Here is a 19,722-nt window from a genome sequence, read left to right as displayed (position 1 = left end):
CCGGAGGTCCGACATGCCGCTCACCTTCCACTGGTTCCTGCCCACCAACGGCGACAGCCGCCACGTCGTCGGCGGCGGCCACGGCAGCCCCACCACGGCCTCCGGCCGTGACCGGCCGCCGACCGTCGCCTACCTGGGGCAGATCGCCCGCGCCGCCGAGGACCTGGGCTTCGTCGGCGCGCTCACCCCGACCGGCGCGTGGTGCGAGGACGCGTGGCTGACCACCGCGATGGTCAGCCAGCACACCGAGCGGCTGAGGTTCCTGGTCGCCTTCCGGCCCGGTTTCGTCTCGCCCACGCTCGCCGCGCAGATGGCCGTGACCTTCCAGCGGCAGACCGGCGGGCGGCTGCTGCTGAACGTCGTCACCGGCGGCGAGAGCCACGAGCAGCGCGCGTACGGCGACTTCCTCGACAAGGACGCCCGTTACCGCCGTACCGGTGAGTTCCTGCACGTCGTACGGGAGTTGTGGGCCGGTGGCACGGTCGACCTCGCGGGTGAGCACCTGCGCGTCGAGGACGCCGCGCTGACGCGGCTGCCCGACCCGGTGCCCGAGGTGTACTTCGGCGGGTCCTCGCCCGCCGCCGTCGAGGTCGCCGCCCGCCACGCGGACGTGTACCTCACCTGGGGCGAACCCCCCGCAGCCGTCGCGGAGAAGGCCGCCGGGGTCACGGAGGCGGCGGCGCGCCACGGCCGCACCCCGCGCCACGGCGTCCGCCTCCACGTCATCGCCCGCGACACCGCGGCGGAGGCGTGGGCCGAGGCGGACCGGCTGCTGCGCGGCTTCGACCCGGAGACCGTACGCGCGGTGCAGGAGGGCCTCGCCCGCAGCGAGTCGGAGGGGCAGCGGCGCATGCTGGCGCTGCACGGCGGCGGCCGGGACGGGCTGGAGATCCACCCCAACCTGTGGGCGGGCATCGGGCTGGTGCGCGGCGGCGCGGGCACGGCGCTCGTCGGCAGCCACGCGGAGGTGGCCGACCGGATCGAGGAGTACCACCGGCTGGGCGTGGACGAGTTCGTCCTCTCCGGCTACCCGCACCTGGAGGAGGCGTACCACTTCGGTGAGGGCGTCCTGCCCCTGCTGGCCGCGCGTGGCCTCTGGACGCACCCGGCCCGTACGGCCGTCCCCACGGCGGGAGTCGGGACGCGGGACGCCGAACGGCCCGGCGCGCGGGCGGTGCCGGCGGGCGCGGGAAGCCCCCGGTGAACGACGCCTACGGGGAACGGGCGCAGCGGCCGGACCGGGACCCGTACGGGCAACGGGCGGCGCGGGAGCGGCGGTCGGACCGGGCGTGGCGGGCCGCCCGTTGCGACACGGAGTGCCACCTCCGCGCGCTGGACGGCGCGGCGACCCCCGGCACGTTCGGTGATTTCGCCGACCTCGTCCGTGGCACAGGGGATATCCTGGATTTCCTATCGAACGAGTAGGGAAGCGGATGCCGGTCAACGGAGAGAACGCGACCCCGCCCCCCGCGGGGCACGAGCGGCCCGACTGGCCGCACATCGCCCGCGAGATCGCGGACGACCTGGCCACGGACGCCGTCGTACGCGAGCAGGCGGGCAAGGCGCCCCTCGACGAGGTCGCGCGGCTGCGCGAGGCCGGACTGCTGGCGCTGCTCGTACCGGCCGAACGCGGGGGAGGCGGCGCCGACTGGCGTACGGCCCACGCCGTGCTGCGCACCGTCACCGCCGCGGACGGCGCCCTCGGACACCTCCTCGGCAACCACTACTTCCTGTCCACCTCCGCCCGCCACCTCGCCAGCCCCGCCCGCGCCGAGCGCGTCGAACGGCAGTCCGCCGCCGGTCAGTGGTGCTGGGGCGGCGGCATCGCCGGGCGGGAGCCGCCGCTCACCCTCGTCCCCACTTCGGACGGGTACCTCCTCGGCGGCTCCCGCCGCCACGTCACCGGCGTCGCCGTGGCCGACCGGCTTGCGGTCCGCGCCGTCCGCTCCGGCACGGACGAACCGCTGGCCGTCCTCGTCGACCCCGCCCACCCCGGGGTCACGGCCGGGGGCGGCGGCGACACCTTCGGGCAGCGGTTGGCGGCGGGCGGCGCGGTCGAGTTCGACGAGGTGCCGGTCGCGGCGGACGACGTCCTCGGCTCGCTCTCGCCGGACGAGGGCATCCTGTCGCCGTACGCCTGCCTGGCCGCACCGACGGCCCGGCTGGTCTCCGCGCAGTTCTGCCTCGGCGTCGCGGAGGGGCTGCTCGCGGAGGTGCGCGAGTACGAGCGACTGGCCGACTCCCCCTGGGCGGAGCCCGCCTGGCGCCCGCCCGCCGCCGGACGCCCGTGGCCGGACGCCGTGCACCCGTGGCGGGACGGGCCGGACGGGCCGGAGCGGCGGGACCCGTACGCCGTCGCGCTGTACGGGGAGTTGGCCGTCGCCGTACGGGCCGCCGCCGCCTTGGCGGACCAGGCGCTCGGCGCCCTGGAGGCAGGGCTGGCGCGGGGCGAGGACCTCGACGACGACGAGTGCGCGGAGATCGCCGTCCTCGCCGGGGCGGCCGAGGCCGCCGCCGCGCGGGCCGCGCAGGACGGCGCCACGCGCGCGCTGGACGTGGTCGGCGCCGACGCGGCCGCCGCGCGCCACGGCTTCGACCGCTTCTGGCGCGACGCGCGGACGCACACCCTGCGCGAGCCCGTCGCGCACCGGCTGCGGGAGGTCGGGGACTACTTCCTGCACGGCTCGCACCCGCCCTTCACGCTGCCCGCCTGAGGGGCGCGCGCCGGGTCGTGCGCGCGCTCTTGACGGCGGACGGGTGCGGGCCGACACTCCGAAGGAGAACCCTAGTGGAACGGTAGGGAATCATGGGTTGTGCGGTGCCGGACCCCGGTGGCGACGCCGCCCGTGTCCGTACGGTCCGTGGCCGAACGGCCCGCCCCCGTACGGCGGTTGCCCCGGCACCCCGGTCCCGCGCCGCGGTACGGCCGTCGCTGTACGCGTCCCCGCCGCTGACCTCCCGCCGCCACATCGACCTGCTGCGGGTGTGCGGCGCGGCGAGTCCCGCGCCCGGCGCCGAGGGCGCACCGCCGGGGGGCCGTGCCTGAGGCACGCACCCGGTGGGCGCCGCCCGACCAGGAGCCCGCATCCCACCCGCACGTCGCCCCTGCCCCGCACGTCGCCCCCCCCGCACGTCCCGGCCGCGCCGACGACGCCGCGCGCCCCGGCCCGTACGCCCGTGACCGAGCACCCTGGGAGACGCATGCCCGCCGCATTCTCACCCGCCGCATCCCCCGCAGCCGTATCCGCAGCCACAGCCGTAACCGCTCCCGCTGCCGCACCGTTCGCCGCCTCCGCGCGCGCGGCGCCCGTTCCGCGCTTCCGCGGCCGCATCGGGCGCGACGCCCGCAGCGGCCACTACGCCGTACCGCGCCGCTACCGCCTGCACCTCGCGCCGTCCTGTCCGGAGTCCCTCCAACTCGCCGTCGTCCACGGCCTGCTCGACCTCGGTGACACCCTTCCGGTCACCCCGCTCCCCGCCGTACCCGACGCCCCGGGCGGCGGTCACCGGGCGTTGGCCGCGCTCTACGAGGCGAGTTGGCACCAGCACCCCGGGCCCGCCGTGGCGCCGGTGCTCAGCGACGACTGGACCGGCACCATCGTCAGCACCCACACCCCCGACATCCTGCGCGACCTCGCGCGCCGCTTCGGCGGTCACGGCCCGGACCTCTACCCGGCCGGCGCGGAGGAGGCCGTCGACACCCTGGGGAGGCTCTGCGCACGCGCCGTACGACCGGCCGCCACCGCCACCACCCGCGCCGACGGCCTGGCCGAACTGCTGGGCGCGCTGGAGGTGTGGGACCGGCGGCTCGCCGTACGCCCGTACCTCCTCGGTGACGCCCCGAGCCTCGCGGACGTCGAGACGTGGGCTGCCCTGGTGGCGCCGGCCATCCCGCCGCGCCCCCTCGACACGCTCGGCGCGGACGCCGCCGCGTACGGCCATGTGTGGGCGTACGCGCGGCGGTTGACGGCCGACCCCGCCTTCGGCGGCCACCTGCCCCCGGACGCGCGCGCCGCCCTCGACGCCGCGTGGCCGCCCGCCCCACGGGTCCGCGCGGCGCGCGGCTGACGCGCCGCCCGCGCGCGTACGGCCACCCGCGACCGCCGTGGCCGGGGCGGGACGCGCCGGACACCACCTAGGGTCGGACCATGGCCACCTTCAGTGTCGACAGGTCAACAGGTCTCCCCGCCGACGAGGCGTGGCGGCGTCTCACCGGCTGGGAGCGCCACTCGGCGGTCATCCCGCTCACCGAGGTCACCGTCACCGCGCGCGCGGAGGAGGGCGTGGGCACCGCCTTCAACGCCCGTACCCGCTTCCTCGGCGTCGCCTTTGACGACCCGATGGAGGTGGTGGCGTGGCAGCCGCCACGGCACGGCGCCCCCGGGCGCTGCCGGGTCGAGAAGCGCGGCCGGTGGGTCCTCGGCTGGAACGAGATCGAGGTGCGGCCGGAGGGGACCGGCTCCCGCGCCGTCTGGCGCGAGGACCTGCGGCTGCGCTGGCAGCCGCGCTGGTGCGACCCGGTCGTCGGCTTCGTCTCCCGCCGCCTGTTCGGTCGCGCGGTGGACCGGCTGCTGGCCACCCCCTGACGGCGTACGCCGCGTGGGTGCCGTACGCGGGCCCCCGTACGACCGGCGCCGTCAGCCCTCCGGTTCCGTGCCGTCGAGGCCGGTCAGGGTCAGGGTGAGGTGCCGTACGAGCAGCGCGGCGGCGGTGTCGGCGTCGCGCGCCAGGGCCGCCTCCTCCAGTCGCCGGTGCTCCAGCGCGCCGTCCCGTTCCGGCGCGCTCCGTGCCGACCAGCGGCGGGCCAGCTCACCGGCCGTCCAGGTGCGGTCGAAGGTCTCCAGCAGCACCGGGTTGCCGCAGCCGTCGAGCAGCGTCCGGTGGAAGACCCGGTGCGCCTCCGACCACTCCTCGCCGTAGTGCCGCCCCGACCCCGGCGGGTACGGCGGGGTGCGTGCCAGCCGGTGGTGCGCGGCGCGTACGCGGGACTCCCAGTCGAGGTCGCCGCGTTCCACGGCCATCCGCAGCATGACGGGCTCGACCGTACGGCGGGCCTCGACGATCTGCCGCCAGCGCCGGTCGTCGAAGGCGGGCACGGCGAAGCCGCGGTTGTGGAGCCGGTCCGCGAGGCCGTCCCCGACGAGCCGTACCAGCGCCTCGCGGACGACGGCCAGGCTGACGCCCTGCTCCCGGGCCAGGTCCTGCGGTTTGAGGGGCGCGCCGGGTGCGTGGTCGCCGCGCATGATCGAATCCCGCAGCCGGGTGTGGACCTGCTCGGAGAGCATCTGTTTCGGCGCTGGGGCGCCGGGGTCGGCCGTCCTTGTCATGGGTGCCAGCATAGACGGTCCGGTTGATAATCGATTATTGCTGTTATGGTCGATCAGGAGTCGCCCGGTCCGCCCCTCGACCGGGCGGCGTACGGGTACCCGGCGCACCCGCGTACCCACCCGCGCACGTCTCCACGGAAGGAAGCACCCGATGACTGCCACCGACCCCTTCGCCCGCCTCCCCGACGCCGCCCCCTTCACCGTCACCAGCACCACCGTCGCCGACGGCGAGCCGTGGCCCGTCGCGCAGCTCTCCGGGCTCTCCGGCGTCCCCGGCGGCCAGGACGCCTCCCCGCAGCTGTCCTGGAGCGGCGCCCCGGAGGGCACCAGGAGCTACGCGGTGACCGTGTACGACCCCGACGCCCCGACCGGTTCCGGCTTCTGGCACTGGGCCGTGGCCGACCTCCCCGCGAGCACCGTCTCGCTGCCCGAGGGCGCGGGCGACGACACCGGCTCCGGACTCCCCGACGGCGCCCGCCAACTGCCCAACGACGCCCGCGTCCCGCGCTTCCTCGGCGCCGCCCCGCCCGCCGGGCACGGCCCGCACCGCTACCTGGTCGTGGTGCACGCCCTCGACGTCGCGACGGTCGACGTACCGGACGACGCCACGCCCGCGTACCTCGGCTTCGCCATGGCCGGGCACACCCTCGGCCGCGCGGTCCTCACCGCCACCGCGGCGACACCGCCCCTGCCCGACGGGCTCCGGCGGATCGAGGTCTCCCGGCTGGTGCCCGCCCCGGCCCGGGACGTCTTCGCGGTCCTGACCGACCCGAGGGGACATGTCGACATCGACGCCTCCGGGATGCTGCTGGACGCCGAGGGGGAGCGGGTACGGCGGCCCGGCGACCGGTTCCTGGTGCACATGGACCGGGAGGCGCTGGGGGACGTGCCGCTGGGCCGGTACGACGTCGAGGTCGTCATCACCGCGCTCACCCCCGACACGGAGATCGCCTGGACCGTCGAGTCCCGGCGACGGCCCCCGGCCGGGCACGTGTACGGCTACCGGCTCGCACCCGCCGACGGCGGCACCCTCGTCACCTCGTACTACGACTGGTCGCGGGTGGGCGAGGAGTGGCGGCGGCGGGTCACCTTCCCGGTCGTCCCCGAGTCGGCGCTCAAGGCCACCCTCGGCATCCTGGAACGCGTCGTCCGCCGCCGCGCCGCCGCCTGACGGCGCGCCACCGGCCGCACGGCGCACGTACGCGCGGCCGCGCCGCACCCGGGGCGCGCTGCCCCGGGTACGGCGCGGCCGTCCGCCTGCGCTCGCCCGCTCGCCGGTCAGTGACGCGGCCCCCGGCCCTCGCCGCGACGACCGCGGCCCTGCGCCGAGGGGTCGTCGTACTCCAGCTGCTCCTTGCGGACGGTGTCCGTGATCTCCTGCTGCTCGGTGACCTTGTCCGTCTCCAGCCGTACGCGTTCGACGGGCACGGTCTCCTTGCGTACGGTCGCCTTCTCCGCGTGCAGGGTGACCTCGCGTTCCTCCTCACCGATGCGTCCCCGCGCGCTGCGGTCGCCCTCGGCTATCGGCTCGCGGACGAGGTGCACCTCCTCGTGGCTGATCGGGACGGTGGTGGTGACGTTCTCGGTGACGACCACCTTGCGCAGTCGCGCGTGCCCCACCTCGTCCTCGGTGGTGGCCACGCGCAGCCGCTCCTCGGAGCGGATCATCTCCTCGCTGCCGGACGAGCGGCTGGCCGCGGCCTCGCGGCCCATGCCCGCGGCGGCCGGTTCCCGGCCCGCCCCGTCGCTCGGCCGGTGCCCGCCGTGGCCGCCCATGGCGCCGGTGCCGCCCTTGGCGCCGCGGGTGCCCGCGGCGCCCGCCGCCCCGGCCGCGCCCGCCGCGCCCGCCGCGCCCGTCGTGCCCGAGGAGCTGGTGCCGCTGAGACCGCCGGAGTCGTGGACGGAGTAGTGGCGGTAGAGCCTCCGTTCCTCCTGCTGGTCGAGGTGTTCGTCGGCGTCCACCCGGGGCGCCTCCTTCACCAGTTCCTTGTCGTACGCGATCTGGAGCCCGTCCTCGTCGCGGCGTGCGCCGCGCAGGGGCACGAAGGTCTCTTTCGTGCCGAACAGGCCCGTGGAGACGGAGACCCATTCGGGCTGACCGCTGCCCTTGTCGAGCCAGACCTGGGAGACCTTGCCGACCTTCGCACCGTCCGGGTCGTGGACGGTCAGGCCGCGCAGTTCGCTGGTGCTGAGATACGCCTCGCCTGCCATGAGCACTCTCCTTGTTCGACGCGTGGCGCAAGGGCTTTCCCTTCCGCGGGCGCGCGTCCTCCCAGCGACACACGGGCCGCCGTCGCCCGCAAGCGCAGTGCCCCGGGGGCGCGGGCGGGACGCTGCCGGTGCCGGGGCGTACGCAGGGGGCGGCGGCGGGGTGCCGGGCGCGGGTGGCGCAGTGCCCACGTACGCCCAAACGGGTGAACGTCGGGTGCACGGGGAACGGGTGCGCCGCCGCGTCACGTCACGGCTTGCGCGCCACCGCGGCCCAGAAGCCCATGTCCTCGTCCGGCGGGAGATCCGCCTCCGGCACGTCCGGGCGCCACCGCTGCACCGGGACGATCCCCGGCTCGACCAGCTCCAGCCCGGCGAAGAACCCGGCGAACTCGTCGCGGGTGCGCAGGGTGGCGCCCGTGACGCCGTGCCGGTGGTACACCTCCAGCGCCGCCCGCATCCGCCCCGGATGGAAGTCCGGGGTGGCGTGGGTGGCGGACAGGAAGCTGCCGGGGGCCAGCGGCGCCATCAGCTCGCGCACCACGTCGCGCGGGTCGCGCTCGTCGTCGCGGAAGAACTGGAAGACCGCGTGCGTGCACACCGCGACCGGCCGGGACAGGTCCAGGACGGCCGTCACCTCCGGGTCGTCGAGGAGGGCGCCGGGGTCCCGCAGATCGCCCACGACCGTACGGACCACGCCCTGCGGGCCGCCCGGCCCGAGGGCGTCGTGGCGGGCGCGCACCGCCGGGTCGCGGTCGACGTAGACGACGCGGGCGGTGGGTGCCACCGCCTGCACCGCCCCGTGCAGGCTGGGTTCGGCGGGCATGCCGCAGCCGATGTCGAGGAACTGGGTGACGCCCCAGCCCGCGAGCACGGCGGGCGCCCGCGCGACGAAGCGCCGGTTCTCCCGCGCGGACACCTGCGTGGCCGGGTTGGCCGCCAGCACCTCGGCCACCAGGTCGCCCTCCGGGGCGGCGCCTCCGTCCGCCGGGCGGAGGTAACCGGCGTAGGCGCGGGCCGTACTCGCCCGCTCCGGGTCGCCCCCGCCCGCCGCGGGGCCGGTCGGGGACGGGTCGTGCGGGTGGCTGGCGTGGTCGGTCACGGTTCTCCCTGGGGCTCGCCCGGTACGGGCGGTGCGTGCGGAACGGGTGGTGCGTGCGGTACGTGCGGTGGCCCAGCACATCACGCGGTGACGCCGCCCCGCGCCGCCCCGTCAGAGCCGGGCCACCCCCGCGTACAGGTTGGTGTGGTCGTCGCGCTCGGCCGGGGCGCCGGACTCCGGCCGCCAGCGCGGGCCGGAGACCAGACCCGGCTCCAGCAGTTCGGTGCCCTTGAAGAACTCCAGCATCTCCGCGTGCGTGCGCGTCACCAGGGGGACGACCTGCCCGCTGTAGTAGCGCCGTACGGTGCCGATCAGCTCCGGAGCGTAGTCGTGGGTCATCGAGGTGATCACCAGGTGGCTGCCGCGCGGCAGCTTGGCGCGCAGCACGTCGACCATGCCGTGCGCCACCTCGTCGCTCATGAAGTGCACGATCGCGTTGAGGCTCACGGCCACCGGCCGGTCGACGTCCAGCAGGGCCGTCACGTCCGGGTGTTCCAGCAGCGCGGCGGTGTCGCGCACGACGTCCGCCTCGACATACGCGGTCGCGCCCTGCGGCGTGCTGCGCAGCAGCGGCTCGGCGTGGGCCAGCACGATGGGGTCGTTGTCGACGTAGACGACGCGGGCACCGGCGTTGTTGCTCTGCGCGATCTCGTGCAGGTTCGGGGACGTGGGGATGCCCGACCCCAGGTCGAGGAACTGCGTGATCCCCTCCTCGCTCGCGAGGAACCGCGTACTGCGCTGCATGAACGCGCGGTTGGCGTGCACCGCCACCCTCGTGAGCGGGTTCAGCTCCAGCAGGCGTTCCGCGACCTGCCGGTCCGCGGGCCAGTTGCACCGGCCGCCCAGCAGGAAGTCGTAGACGCGTGCCACGTGCGGTTCGTCCGTGTTGATCTCGGAGACGTCCATGGGTTCCTCTCCCCGCCCGACGGCCAACGGCCGTTCCCCCAACGGCGGGAGGCTACCCAGCGACGTCACTCCGGCCACGTGCAGCGCCAGCAGCATCTCCTCGGCGGGCCCCGGATACCGCAGCAGCTCCTTCCCGGTCAGCGCCGCCGCCTCCCGCAGCAGCCCGTCCGTCTCCGGTACGCCGGTGCCCAGCGCCTCGGCGGCCCGCGCCGGATCCCCTCCCGTACGGGCCCACTCCCGCAACGCGTCCCGGTGCGGCGCCTCCAGCGGCGCGAGGATCTCCTCCGCCCACGACCGCGCCCCGGGGTGGTCGAGGGCCTGGTGCATCGTCACCGTCTGGTCCAGGACCGGCGGCGCGGGCAGCGCGGAGAGCCGTACGGCCAGGTGCAGTCCGGCGCGCTGCCCGGGGTCGCGGTGGTCCAGGCCGGTCCACTCGCTGAGCCTGTCGAGCCGTTCGGCCAGTACGCGGCGCCTGCGGCCGACCAGCCGGGCCGCCGCGTCCGGTCCCCACCACAGGGTCTCCGCCGTGAGGTGCGCCAGCTCGGTGTGCTCGGTCCGGCGCAGGCCCTCCAGCGGCTGCATGACGAGCGCGGACCAGATGCGGGCGTCCAGCCCGAGGAGTTCCTCCAGCCCCGGGCCGCTGATGTCGACGCCGATCGCGGGCGACTTCCCCCGTACGCGGGCCAGCGCGGCCATCGCGCCCTGGTACGCCCCGGCCGTACGCAGCCACGGCGTCGTACGGCTGACCCCCGCCGCCCGGCCCTCCCTCGCCAGGACCACCGGGCGGAGGACGTCCATCAGCCCCTGCGGCCCGTCGGGCGCGCGGTCCACGACGATCACGTGCCGGTCCTCGACCGGGCACTCCACGGTCAACGAGCCCATCGGCAGGGCGCGTTCGACGATCCGCGCGAGCCGGTGCCGGTCCTCCCCGTCGACGCCCTCCACGATCGCGACCACGCCGGAGCCCGCGCTGACCAGCCCCGGCACGAAGTGCTCCAGGACGCGGCCCGCCTCCGCCAGGTCGCACGCCATCAGGTACTGGAGCGCCGAGACGCGCATCCGCGCCGACAGCGATGTCAGCCGCTCCGCGCGCGCGGCGACGTCCGTCGCCCAGACGGCCACCTCGACCCCGGACGCCACGTCGGAGAGGACCGCCAGGTCCTCGTCCGTCCACGCCTCGGCCCGTACGGCGAGCAGCACCGGGTGCGGCACCCGCGACCCGACCCGCACGGCCACCCCGTACTCCCCGCGCGCGGTACCCCGTTCCACCATCGGTTCACCGGCGCCCGCCGCCAGCGTGTCCAGCACCTCGCCCGAACCGCCCCAGCCCGCGCCGAACGGCGGCCCGTCACCGGGGGAGACCAGCCACACCCGCGCCGCGAGCTGCCCGGCGCCCCACGCGGCGACCTCCGCGGCGCCGTCCCGTTCCCGGGCGAGGCGCACCAGCAGGCGGCTCAGCTCCCGCGAACGGCGGGCCCGTACGGCCGCCGCCACCAGCTCCTCCTCGCGGGCCCGGCGCATCCGCGCCTCCAGCGCGGACCACAGGCCCACCGCGTCCGGCCGCGCCTCCCCGGCCGGTACGAGCACCTGGGCCGCGCCGGTCAGCTCCGGCAGGTCCTCGGCCCCGCGCAACGCGACCAGGCCGACCGCCCCGCGGTCCGACGCCGTACGCCACACCTCGGCGCCGCCACCGGCGACCACCACCAGGTCCCCGTCGCCCGTCGCCCGCGCGGCCAGCGGCGAGTCCACCAGCACCACGCGCTCGACGCGTTCCTCCCGCGCCCGGCCCGGCTCACCCGGAGCGAAGCGCAGCAGCCCGTCCAGCACGAACTCGACGAGTCTCACTCGACCACCTCCAGGGGCTCCGCGTGCCCCCACCCTCTCAAGCCGACGTCCCGCCGACCAAGATCGACGCTCGGGCCGACCGTACGCCCCGGGGGACGGCGGCGGCGCCTTCGACTCCGTGCGGTGCGTCGAGGGCACGGGGCGCGCGCGGGCCGGAAACGCGCAGGTGGAGGGGGAGGCGCGCCGGGGCCGGGAGGGATGCGGGCCGTACGACCGGCCGATGATCTCCCGCCGGATCCCGCTCGTGCGCCCGTACACCGTGGGAACGGCGGCCGCCCCGTCCCGGACCAACGGTCCCGCCCGCCTCCGCTCCGAGGGCCGGGGCGTCGAGCTGGAGATCCCCGACACGAACCGGCCCGACCGACCCCTTCCTCCCGGCCGCGGCACGGTGTTCCCTTGTCACCCGTGCCCGCCGCGCCGCGGCCGGGACCGTACGGCACGCGCGTACGGCGCACCCGTACGGCGCACGTACGCCGCGACACGTACGCCGCCACACCCCGACGAGCAGACGGGCAGGTCCTTGGACACCGAACCGAACCGGGGCGACCGCCACCGCGCGCCGCACCACGGCCGGGACACGGCCCCCGCCGACGGCCCGGCGCCCGACGGCCCCGCGCCGGTCGGCAGGCGCCGGTTCCTCGGGCTGGTGCTCGCCGCGCCCACGCTGGTGACCGCCGCCGAACTCACCGCCGCACCCGACGCCCGCGCCGACGTGCCGTCGCCCGAGATCACCGAACTCGTCGACCTCAACGACGTGTTGACCGCCGCCGCGCTGCCCACCTCCGGCCTCGTCACCGTACGGGTCGACGAGGACGGCACGGTGTCCTTCGCGCTGCCGCGCGCCGAGGTCGGCCAGGGCATCACCACGTCCACGGCCATGCTCATCGCGGAGGAACTCGACGTGCCCGTCGCCCGGGTGCGCGTCACCCTCGCCGACGCCCGCCCGGAGCTGCTGTTCAACCAGCTGACCGGCGCCTCCAACACGACCTTCGCGACGTTCACCCCGATCCGCGTCGCCGCCGCCCTCGCCGGTCGACGCCTGCGGGGCGCGGCCGCCGCCGGGTGGGGCGTGCCGGTGTCCCAGGTGCGGCTGCGGGCCGGTGCGGTCGTCGGTCCGGGCGGGCGGAGCGCCGGGATCGGCGCGTTCGCCAAGGACGCCGCGGCCGTACGGACCGAGCGGGCCGACGTGGCGCTCAAACCGCGCGGCGACTTCGCCGTGATCGGCAGGCCGCACGGCCGGGTCGACGCGCTCGCCGCCGTCACCGGCCGCAAGCGGTTCACGATGGACCTGGACGTCCCCGGGGCCCTGCCCACGATGGTGTGCCGCCCGCCGACGATCAACGGCCGCGTCCGGTCCGTCGCCAACGCGGACGAGGTCCGCGCCATGCCGGGCGTCACCGACGTGGTGGAGATCCCGACGGGCGTGGCCGTCCGGGCGGCCACGTTCGGCCGGTGCGTGGACGCCGTACGGGCCCTGGAGGTCAGTTGGGCGCCGGGCACCGCCGAGGGCAAGTCCGACGAGTCCGTGCGGGAGTCACTGCGCGCGGCCGAACCGCCCATCGTGCTGCCGCCGTTGACGAAGAGCGTCGAGGGCAGGTTCACGTTCCACTTCCGCGGCAACAGCGCGCTGGAGCCCAACTGCGCGATCGCGGACGTACGGGACGGCCGCGCGGAGATCTGGTCCAGCCTCAAGTCGCCGGTCGTGGCCCGGCAGACGATCGCCGCCGCGCTCGGCCTGCCCGTGGGCGCGGTCACCGTCCACGTCACCGAGGGCGGCGGCTCGTTCGGCCGGAAGCTGTTCTTCGACGCGGCGCTGGAGGCGGCCCGGATCTCGCAGAAGACCGGGAAGCCCGTCAAGCTCATGTGGCACCGCGCCGACGACTCCCGCCAGGGACGTGCCCACCCCATGGCCACGTCCCGGGTGCGCATCGGCTACGTCGGGAACACCGTCGTCGGCTACCAGCAGCGCCACACCGGCGTCGCCACCGACCTCGGCCACGGCCTGGGCGAGGTGTTCACCGCGCTGGCCGCCCAACTCCCGGTCGGGGACATCGGGTTCGCGCAGACGTTCTTCCACCTGTCGCAGTCCCTGCCGTACGACTTCGGCGCCAACAGCAGGCTGCTGAACGAGGTCGACAAGGGCTTCAACACCGGCAGCATGCGCAACGTCTACTCCCCGGACGTCGCCTGCGCGCGCGAACTCGTCGTCGACCGGCTCGCCGCCGCGATGGGCCGGGACCCGATGGAGTTCCGCCGGGACTTCCTGCGCGACGAACGGTCCCGTGCCGTCCTCGACAAGGCCGCCGAGGTCGGCGGGTGGGGCCGCGAACTGCCCGAAGGGGTGGCGCAGGGCATCGCGTTCCACTCCGAGTACCACTCCCGCAACGCCGTCCTGGTCGAACTGGACTGCCGCCCCGAGACGGTGGACCGGCCGATCCGCGACGGCGTCGGCGGCCCGCGCGTGACCCGGGCGGTCGTCGTCGTCGACGTCGGCCTCACCGTCAACCCCCGCGGGCTGGAGGCGCAGATGCTCGGCTGCCTGATGGACGGCATCGCGCAGACGCTCACCTCCAGCCTGCACCTGCGCGACGGGCACTTCCTGGAGGCCAGTTGGGACAACTACTTCTACACCCGGCAGTGGAACACCCCGCCCGAGGTGCAGGTCGTCGTCATGCCCGACACCACCGGACACCCGGGCGGCGCGGGCGAGTTGGGCGTGGCCGCCGCCATGGCCGCGGTGGCCTGCGCGTACGGCCGGGCCACCGGCACCATGCCGACGTCGTTCCCGATCAACCACGGAACCCTGTCCTTCGAGCCCAAGCCCACCGTCCCGCCCGTCCCCGCCTCGCCCACCGACGGCCTGGACGGCCTCCGCTGAACGGGCCCGCGTCCCCTTTCCCGTACGCGGTCCGCACCCACCCGCGCCCCACCCGCCCGCACGCACCCGGGCCCGCCCCGGGGCATCCGACGACACACGGAGCACCCATGCCCGCACACACCTTCCGGCTCAACGGGGAGCAGGTCACCGTCGAGGCGGGCGACGACGAGCGCCTGCTGTGGGTGCTGCGCGACCTGCTCGGCGTCACCGGGCCCAAGTACGGCTGCGGCATCAACGTCTGCAAGGCGTGCACCAGCCACCTCAACGGCCGGGCCGTCAACCCCTGCTCCGTGCCCGTCGGTCAGCTGCGGCCCGACGACGAGGTGACGACCATCGAGGGGCTGGCCGCCACGGCAGGGGCCGACCTGCACCCCATGCAGCAGGCGTGGCTCGACCAGGACGTCGCCCAGTGCGGCTACTGCCAGCCCGGCCAGATCATGGCCGCGGTCGCGCTGGTGCGCGAACTCGCCGACGAGGGACGCGAGATCACCGACGCCGACCTCGACGGCATCCGCAACATCTGCCGCTGCGGCACGTACCCCCGTATCCGCGAGGCGATCCGCGCGGCCTCGCGCGCGGCGGGCCGCCGCGCCCCGGCGGACGGCCCGGACGGCGCCGGGTAGCCGCACCGGCGCCGCACGCCCGTGCCCCGGCGCCGGGCGGTCAGGGCCGGCGCGGGCCGCTCTGCGCGAGCGCGGCGCCGAGGAGTACGACGGCGGCGCCCACGGGGGCGTTCCAGGTGAGCCGTTCGCCGAGCAGCGCGACTCCGGCGACGGTCGCGATGACCGGGATGAAGTACGTGACCATCTGCGCGGTGGTCGGCCCGACCTCGGCCACCAGTCCGTACTGGAGCAGGAACGCCAGCCCCGTCCCCAGCGCCCCGAGCGCGACCACCGCCAGCAGCGGCACCACCGCGAAGGAGTCCGGCGCGGAGGTGAACAGCGGCAGTACGACGGCGAGTTGGACGGTGCCGACGAGCAACTGCCCGCCGGACATGGCGGTGTGCGAGTACGGGCTCCCGGCGAGCGTCCGCCGTACGTACGCCCACCCCACCGCGTAGCTCGCCGACGCCCCGAGCGCCATCGCCGTACCCACCGGGTCGTGCCCGGAGGAGCCCTGCCAGGCGCCGAGCACCGTGAGCACCCCGGCGAAGCCGACCGCCATGCCCGCCACGCGGCGGCGCGTCGGCCGGTCGTCGGAGAGGGCGGCGAAGGACAGCAGCATGGCGAACAGCGGCGAGGTCGCGTTGACGATGCCCGCGAGGGTGGAGGGGATGGTCAGCTCGGCGTAGGCGAAGAGGGAGTACGGCAGGACGTTCAGCAGGAACGCCGACACCGCGAGATGGCCCCACAGCCGTATGCCGCGCGGCAGCCGCTCCCGCCGTACGGCGAGCACGGCGAGCAGCACGAGCGCGCCGAACAGCAGGCGGCCGAAGGAGACATGGAGCGGGGCGTACGCTTCCGTGCCGAGCTTGATGAGCAGGAAGCTGAACCCCCACACGAGGGACAGCGCCGCGAACCTGACGCGCCAGTCCAGGCGGTGACCCGTACGGCGGTCGGGCGCGGAGGGGGCGGAGGCCGCAGGGGGCGCGGCGGCCGGTGCGGTGGGGGAGGGGGCTGAGGGGACCGGGGTGCGGGTGACGGCTGGCATGCGTTTACGGTGGCGCTTACGAAAGGTAAGCACAAGTGATTCCTTCTTCGCCCATGTCGTAGTGTGGCTTACATGTTGAGTCTCGACCGCCTGCGCGTCCTGCACGCCATCTCCCACCACGGGTCGGTCGGCGCGGCAGCCGACGCGCTGCACGTCACGACCTCCGCCGTGTCCCAGCAGATGGCGAAGCTCGAACGGGAGACCGGCCAGCCGCTGCTGGCGAAGAACGGCCGCGGGGTCCGGCTGACCGACGCGGGCCGCCTCCTCGCCGGGCACACCGCCCGCATGCTCTCCCAGCTCGAACTGGCCCACGCCGAGCTGGAGGCCCACCGTGGCCAGCCCGTCGGCGAACTCCGCCTCGGCGCCTTCCCCACCGCCGCCCGCGGCCTCTTCCCGGCCGCCCTCGCGGCGCTCCGGCGCGACCACCCGCAGCTGCGCGCCCGCCTGTCGGAGATGGAGCCGCACCGGTCGGTGCCGGAGCTGGTACGCGGCGACATCGACCTCGCCGTCGTACTGGACTGGCACAACCGCCCGCTGTCCCTGCCCGACGGCCTCGCCAAGGCACCGCTGCACGACGACATCGCCGACGTCGCGCTGCCCGCCGACCACCCGCTGGCGGGGCGGCGCGAGGTGGCGCTGGGGGACTTCGCGGACGACGAGTGGGTCTCCTGGCCCGAGGGCGAGTTCTGCCACGACTGGCTGATGTTCACGCTGCGCAGCGACGGGGTCGAGCCGCGGCTGTCGCACATGGCGGAGGAGCACCACACGCAGCTCGCGCTCGTCGCCCAGGGGCTCGGCGTCGCCATCGCCCCGCGGCTCGGCCGGGGCCCGGTGCCGGAGGGCGTCGTGGTGGTGCCGGTGCGGAGCACCATGCGCCGGCACGTCTACGCGATCTGGCGCGAGGACGCCGACCGGCGGCCGTCCATCCGGGCCGTGGTCGAGGCGCTCCAGCGGTCGGCTGCGGACATCGGCGGCTGAGTGGCACGCGCGCCCGTACAACGCCCGCGCCCGCGTCCCGTACGACGCCCCCGCCCGTACGACCCCCGCCCCCGGCTCCGTACGCCCGGCGGGGGAGCGGCGCACGCGCGCCGGGCGCGCCGCCCCCCCCGCCCGCCGTCAGGCCAGCTTGATGCTGCCGCCCTCGACCGTCACGTTCACCTCCGGCAGCGCCTTCGTCGCCGGACCGGCCTTGACGGAGCCGTCCGCCAGGTCGAACTTGCTGCCGTGGCAGGCGCAGTTGACGGCACCGTCGCCCACCGACGTCACCACGCACCCCTTGTGCGTGCAGACGGCGGAGAACGCCTTGTACTCGCCCGCGCTGGGCTGCGTCACGACGACCTTCTCCGACTCGAAGATCTTGCCGCCGCCCTCCGGCACGTCGGCCGCCTTGCCCAGCTCCTGCCCCTTACTCTCCTCGGCGTCGGGGCTCTTCCCGCCGTCGCCGCCCTCGCCGCCGGTGTCGCTCCCCGCGTCACCGCCGCCGGAGTCCTCCGAGTCGCCGCACCCGGCGAGCGCGGTGGCGAGCGGAACGGTCCCGGCGGCGGCGAGGACGGTACGGCGGGAGGTGAGGTGGTCGGTCATGGCGGGCTCCCTCTGTGGTGGCGGTTCCGGCGCGTGTCCGGCCGCGAACGGTCCCCCCTTCTTACGCGCCGCGCCGCCCCCGCGTTCAACGCCGCAGCGCGCCGCGCAGGAAGTCCAGCTCGAACGTCAGCAGCCGCTCCGCCGCGACCTCGTCGTGCACCATGTGCGAGGCCCCCGTCAGCGGCAGCACGCTGTGCTCCCGCCCGGCCGCCAGCAGCGCCGAGGAGAACCGCAGGGTGTGCGCGAACGCCACGTTGTCGTCCGCGAGTCCGTGCACCAGCAGCAGCGGGCGACGCAGCGCGGCGGCCTCGTGGACGACGGAGCTGCGGGTGTAGTTGTCCGGCTCCTCGTCGGGGTGGCCGAGGTAGCGCTCCTTCCAGTGCGTGTCGTACAGCCGCTGGTCGGTGGGCGGCGCCCCCGCCACCGCGGCGTGGAACACCTCGGGGTGCCGCAGCACGGCCGCCGCCGCGAGCGCCCCGCTGAACGACCAGCCGCGCACCGCCACCCGTCCGCTGTCCAGCCAGGGCCGGTCGGCGGTGACCGCGCGCAGCGCGTCGATCTGGTCCTCCAGCACGGGCGTCAACTGGTCGCCGCGGACGGTCTTCTCCCAGCGCGGCCCGCGCCCCGGAGTGCCCCGCCCGTCCGTCACCAGCACCGCGAACCCCTGCTCCGCGAACCACTGCGCCACGCACGACTGCGCCAGCCGCGCCCGTACGGCCAGCTGGATGCCCGGCCCGGCGTACGGGCTGAGCAGCACCGGCAGCGGCGCGCTGCCGGGCGCCCCCGGCTCGTACCAGGACGGGGTGAACAGCGAGCCGCGCAGCTCCCGTTCGCCGAGGACCAGCAGCTCCGGGCGCGGCCGTACGCACGGCTCCTCCGTCAGCGGGCGGATCGTCCCCGCGGGTACGCCGCCGCGCAGCACCGACACCCGCTGCCCGTCCGGCTCCAGGCTGTCCAGCACCACCGTGCCGCCGCCGTACGCCGCCGTGTGCGTCCCCGGCGCCCCGCTCAGCCGTACGCAGCCGGTGTCCGGCGCGTACCGCCACACGTGCCGTTCCGTCGGGTCGTCGCCCGCGGTGAACAGCACCGCCTCCCCGTCCGTGCCCAGCACGGCCCCCAGTTGGAGCCCGGCGGGCGTGACCGACTGGCCGCCGACGCGGAGCCCGCGCGTGTCGCCGCTCTCGTACGGGTCGACCAGCGCGCCCGACGCCGTACGGCACGGGGTGCCGGGCACCAGCTCCACCCAGTGCCGGTCGCGCTGCTCCGACAGCGTCCGCGTCGCGCCCGTGCCCGGGTCGACGGCCAGCACCCGCAGCGCCTGCTGGTCCCGGGTCTGCACGGCGGCCAACGGGCCGTGCGCGTCCCACCCGGCGACCGCCACGTACTCGAACGCCGCCCGGTCCCAGTCCACTTCGCGCCGCCGCCCGTCGAGCCCGACGACGTGCAGGGACACGTCGGCGTTGGGGGTGCCCGCCGCCGGGTACGGCAGGACGCGCGGCGGCAGGTGCGGCCGCGACGGGTCGGTCAGGTAGCGGCGGGCCACGCGCGAGGTGTCGGCGCGCGCCACGAGCAGCGCCGTCGAGTCCGGCGCCCACCAGAAGCCGCGCATGCGGCCCATCGACTCGGCTGCCACGTACTCGGCCAGCCCGTACGTCACCTCCCGGCCCTCCGGCGCGGCCAGTTCGCGGTCCCCGCCGCCGTCCGGCGCGACGACGCGGAGCGCGCCCCCGGTGACGTACGCGATGAGCCGCCCGTCGGGCGAGGGCCGCGGGTCGAGCACCGGGCCGTGCGCGGGCACGGGGAACGGCGCGGCGCTCGACCCGCCGCGCGTACGGACGGCCCACAGCGTCCCACCGAGGGTGAACACCGCCAGCTCCGCCGCCGAGTCCGTCGCGTACGCGGTCAACCCGGTCGACTGCTCGCGCGCCCGCTCCCGCCGCGCCTGCTCCCGCGCGCTGGGCGTGCCCGACACGACGCCGAGCGCGCGCGGGTCCGCGAGGAGCCGCTCGACGCCCCGCTCCCACACCCAGAGCCGCCCGACGGGGTCGCTGCCGCTGACCGTACGCACGAACAGCACCCGCTCCCCGTCCGGCGACACCTTCACGTCGCGCACCGCGCCGAGGGAGAAGCGGCGGGTACGGGCGTACTGGCGGGGGAAGTCGCGGGCCGGGCCCGCCGCGGAGTCGGAGTGCATCCCGTGACTCTCGCATCCGCCGCCGGGGCGC

The 19,722-nt window shown here is 76.0% G+C and carries 15 protein-coding genes and 1 pseudogene; 9 read left to right on the top strand and 7 right to left on the bottom strand.

Annotated features, from left to right (window positions below; all coding sequences use genetic code 11):
- Window positions 1–13 precede the first annotated feature (13 nt).
- From D7M15_RS00785 to D7M15_RS00760, 4 genes are all read left to right on the top strand, one after another.
- A complete protein-coding gene (locus D7M15_RS00785) occupies window positions 14–1,204 on the top strand; it encodes an LLM class flavin-dependent oxidoreductase (RefSeq protein WP_121515704.1) in 1,191 nt (396 codons plus the stop codon).
- Between the two features lie 229 nt (window positions 1,205–1,433).
- Complete coding sequence (locus D7M15_RS00775; protein ID WP_121515702.1) at window positions 1,434–2,714, top strand: acyl-CoA dehydrogenase family protein; 1,281 nt, start codon at window positions 1,434–1,436, stop codon at window positions 2,712–2,714.
- Between the two features lie 487 nt (window positions 2,715–3,201).
- On the top strand, window positions 3,202–4,068 hold the full coding sequence (locus D7M15_RS00765; protein ID WP_121515700.1) for a glutathione S-transferase family protein: 867 nt from the start codon (window positions 3,202–3,204) through the stop codon (window positions 4,066–4,068).
- Window positions 4,069–4,148: 80 nt separating this feature from the next.
- Window positions 4,149–4,586 (top strand): SRPBCC family protein, encoded by a 438-nt coding sequence (locus D7M15_RS00760; RefSeq protein WP_121515699.1) that lies wholly within the window; start codon window positions 4,149–4,151, stop codon window positions 4,584–4,586.
- Window positions 4,587–4,637: 51 nt separating this feature from the next.
- On the opposite strand, the gene D7M15_RS00755 is transcribed toward D7M15_RS00760, so the two are convergent.
- Window positions 4,638–5,327, bottom strand: a complete 690-nt coding sequence (locus D7M15_RS00755) for a GntR family transcriptional regulator (protein ID WP_121515698.1) — start codon at window positions 5,325–5,327, stop codon at window positions 4,638–4,640.
- Window positions 5,328–5,478: 151 nt separating this feature from the next.
- Between D7M15_RS00755 and D7M15_RS28835 the strand changes: the two are divergent.
- Window positions 5,479–6,012 (top strand): annotated as a pseudogene (locus tag D7M15_RS28835) (YbhB/YbcL family Raf kinase inhibitor-like protein); the annotation flags it as partial.
- Window positions 6,013–6,015: 3 nt separating this feature from the next.
- Window positions 6,016–6,498, top strand: a complete 483-nt coding sequence (locus tag D7M15_RS28830; protein ID WP_276314481.1) for an SRPBCC family protein — start codon at window positions 6,016–6,018, stop codon at window positions 6,496–6,498.
- Window positions 6,499–6,605: 107 nt separating this feature from the next.
- On the opposite strand, the gene D7M15_RS00745 is transcribed toward D7M15_RS28830, so the two are convergent.
- The 3 genes from D7M15_RS00745 to D7M15_RS29320 form a co-directional block, all read right to left on the bottom strand.
- Complete coding sequence (locus tag D7M15_RS00745) at window positions 6,606–7,538, bottom strand: PRC and DUF2382 domain-containing protein (protein WP_121515696.1); 933 nt, start codon at window positions 7,536–7,538, stop codon at window positions 6,606–6,608.
- A gap of 247 nt (window positions 7,539–7,785) precedes the next feature.
- Complete coding sequence (locus D7M15_RS00740) at window positions 7,786–8,637, bottom strand: SAM-dependent methyltransferase (RefSeq protein ID WP_165906177.1); 852 nt, start codon at window positions 8,635–8,637, stop codon at window positions 7,786–7,788.
- 111 nt (window positions 8,638–8,748) lie between these two features.
- Window positions 8,749–11,388: an SAM-dependent methyltransferase gene (locus D7M15_RS29320; protein ID WP_276314410.1), complete on the bottom strand. Its 2,640-nt coding sequence runs from the start codon at window positions 11,386–11,388 to the stop codon at window positions 8,749–8,751.
- Window positions 11,389–12,034: 646 nt separating this feature from the next.
- Between D7M15_RS29320 and D7M15_RS00730 the strand changes: the two genes are divergently transcribed.
- Window positions 12,035–14,266, top strand: coding sequence for a molybdopterin cofactor-binding domain-containing protein (locus D7M15_RS00730; RefSeq protein ID WP_206337441.1), 2,232 nt, complete (start codon window positions 12,035–12,037; stop codon window positions 14,264–14,266).
- Window positions 14,267–14,373: 107 nt separating this feature from the next.
- A complete protein-coding gene (locus D7M15_RS00725) occupies window positions 14,374–14,889 on the top strand; it encodes a (2Fe-2S)-binding protein (RefSeq protein ID WP_121515694.1) in 516 nt (171 codons plus the stop codon).
- Window positions 14,890–14,929: 40 nt separating this feature from the next.
- Here the strand turns inward: D7M15_RS00725 and D7M15_RS00720 are convergent, their stop codons facing one another.
- Complete coding sequence (locus D7M15_RS00720; protein WP_121515693.1) at window positions 14,930–15,916, bottom strand: DMT family transporter; 987 nt, start codon at window positions 15,914–15,916, stop codon at window positions 14,930–14,932.
- A 72-nt stretch (window positions 15,917–15,988) separates the two neighbouring features.
- On the opposite strand from D7M15_RS00720, the gene D7M15_RS00715 reads away from it, so the two are divergent.
- On the top strand, window positions 15,989–16,894 hold the full coding sequence (locus D7M15_RS00715) for a LysR family transcriptional regulator (protein WP_121515692.1): 906 nt from the start codon (window positions 15,989–15,991) through the stop codon (window positions 16,892–16,894).
- Window positions 16,895–17,032: 138 nt separating this feature from the next.
- On the opposite strand, the gene D7M15_RS00710 is transcribed toward D7M15_RS00715, so the two are convergent.
- Window positions 17,033–17,497 carry a Rieske (2Fe-2S) protein gene (locus tag D7M15_RS00710; protein ID WP_121515691.1) on the bottom strand — a complete coding sequence of 155 codons (465 nt, stop codon included), beginning with the start codon at window positions 17,495–17,497 and terminating at the stop codon, window positions 17,033–17,035.
- An 85-nt stretch (window positions 17,498–17,582) separates the two neighbouring features.
- Complete coding sequence (locus tag D7M15_RS00705) at window positions 17,583–19,691, bottom strand: prolyl oligopeptidase family serine peptidase (protein WP_121515690.1); 2,109 nt, start codon at window positions 19,689–19,691, stop codon at window positions 17,583–17,585.
- Between the last annotated feature and the right edge of the window lie 31 nt (window positions 19,692–19,722).

The organism is Streptomyces sp. Z26, from assembly GCF_003665095.1.
Classification (GTDB): Bacteria; Actinomycetota; Actinomycetes; order Streptomycetales; family Streptomycetaceae; genus Streptomyces; species Streptomyces phytohabitans.
The sequence above is the reverse complement of the archived record's forward strand: the minus strand, read 5'-3'. Positions and strand labels throughout refer to the sequence as shown.

Excerpts from the sequence above, each read along its gene's own strand:
- D7M15_RS00785 (WP_121515704.1), top strand. The coding sequence starts at position 14 with ATGCCGCTCACCTTCCACTGGTTCCTGCCCACCAACGGCGACAGCCGC.
- D7M15_RS00775 (WP_121515702.1), top strand. The coding sequence starts at position 1,434 with ATGCCGGTCAACGGAGAGAACGCGACCCCGCCCCCCGCGGGGCACGAG.
- D7M15_RS00765 (WP_121515700.1), top strand. The coding sequence starts at position 3,202 with ATGCCCGCCGCATTCTCACCCGCCGCATCCCCCGCAGCCGTATCCGCA.
- D7M15_RS00760 (WP_121515699.1), top strand. The coding sequence starts at position 4,149 with ATGGCCACCTTCAGTGTCGACAGGTCAACAGGTCTCCCCGCCGACGAG.
- D7M15_RS00755 (WP_121515698.1), bottom strand. The coding sequence starts at position 5,327 with ATGACAAGGACGGCCGACCCCGGCGCCCCAGCGCCGAAACAGATGCTC.
- D7M15_RS00745 (WP_121515696.1), bottom strand. The coding sequence starts at position 7,538 with ATGGCAGGCGAGGCGTATCTCAGCACCAGCGAACTGCGCGGCCTGACC.
- D7M15_RS00725 (WP_121515694.1), top strand. The coding sequence starts at position 14,374 with ATGCCCGCACACACCTTCCGGCTCAACGGGGAGCAGGTCACCGTCGAG.
- D7M15_RS00720 (WP_121515693.1), bottom strand. The coding sequence starts at position 15,916 with ATGCCAGCCGTCACCCGCACCCCGGTCCCCTCAGCCCCCTCCCCCACC.
- D7M15_RS00715 (WP_121515692.1), top strand. The coding sequence starts at position 15,989 with ATGTTGAGTCTCGACCGCCTGCGCGTCCTGCACGCCATCTCCCACCAC.
- D7M15_RS00710 (WP_121515691.1), bottom strand. The coding sequence starts at position 17,497 with ATGACCGACCACCTCACCTCCCGCCGTACCGTCCTCGCCGCCGCCGGG.
- D7M15_RS00705 (WP_121515690.1), bottom strand. The coding sequence starts at position 19,691 with ATGCACTCCGACTCCGCGGCGGGCCCGGCCCGCGACTTCCCCCGCCAG.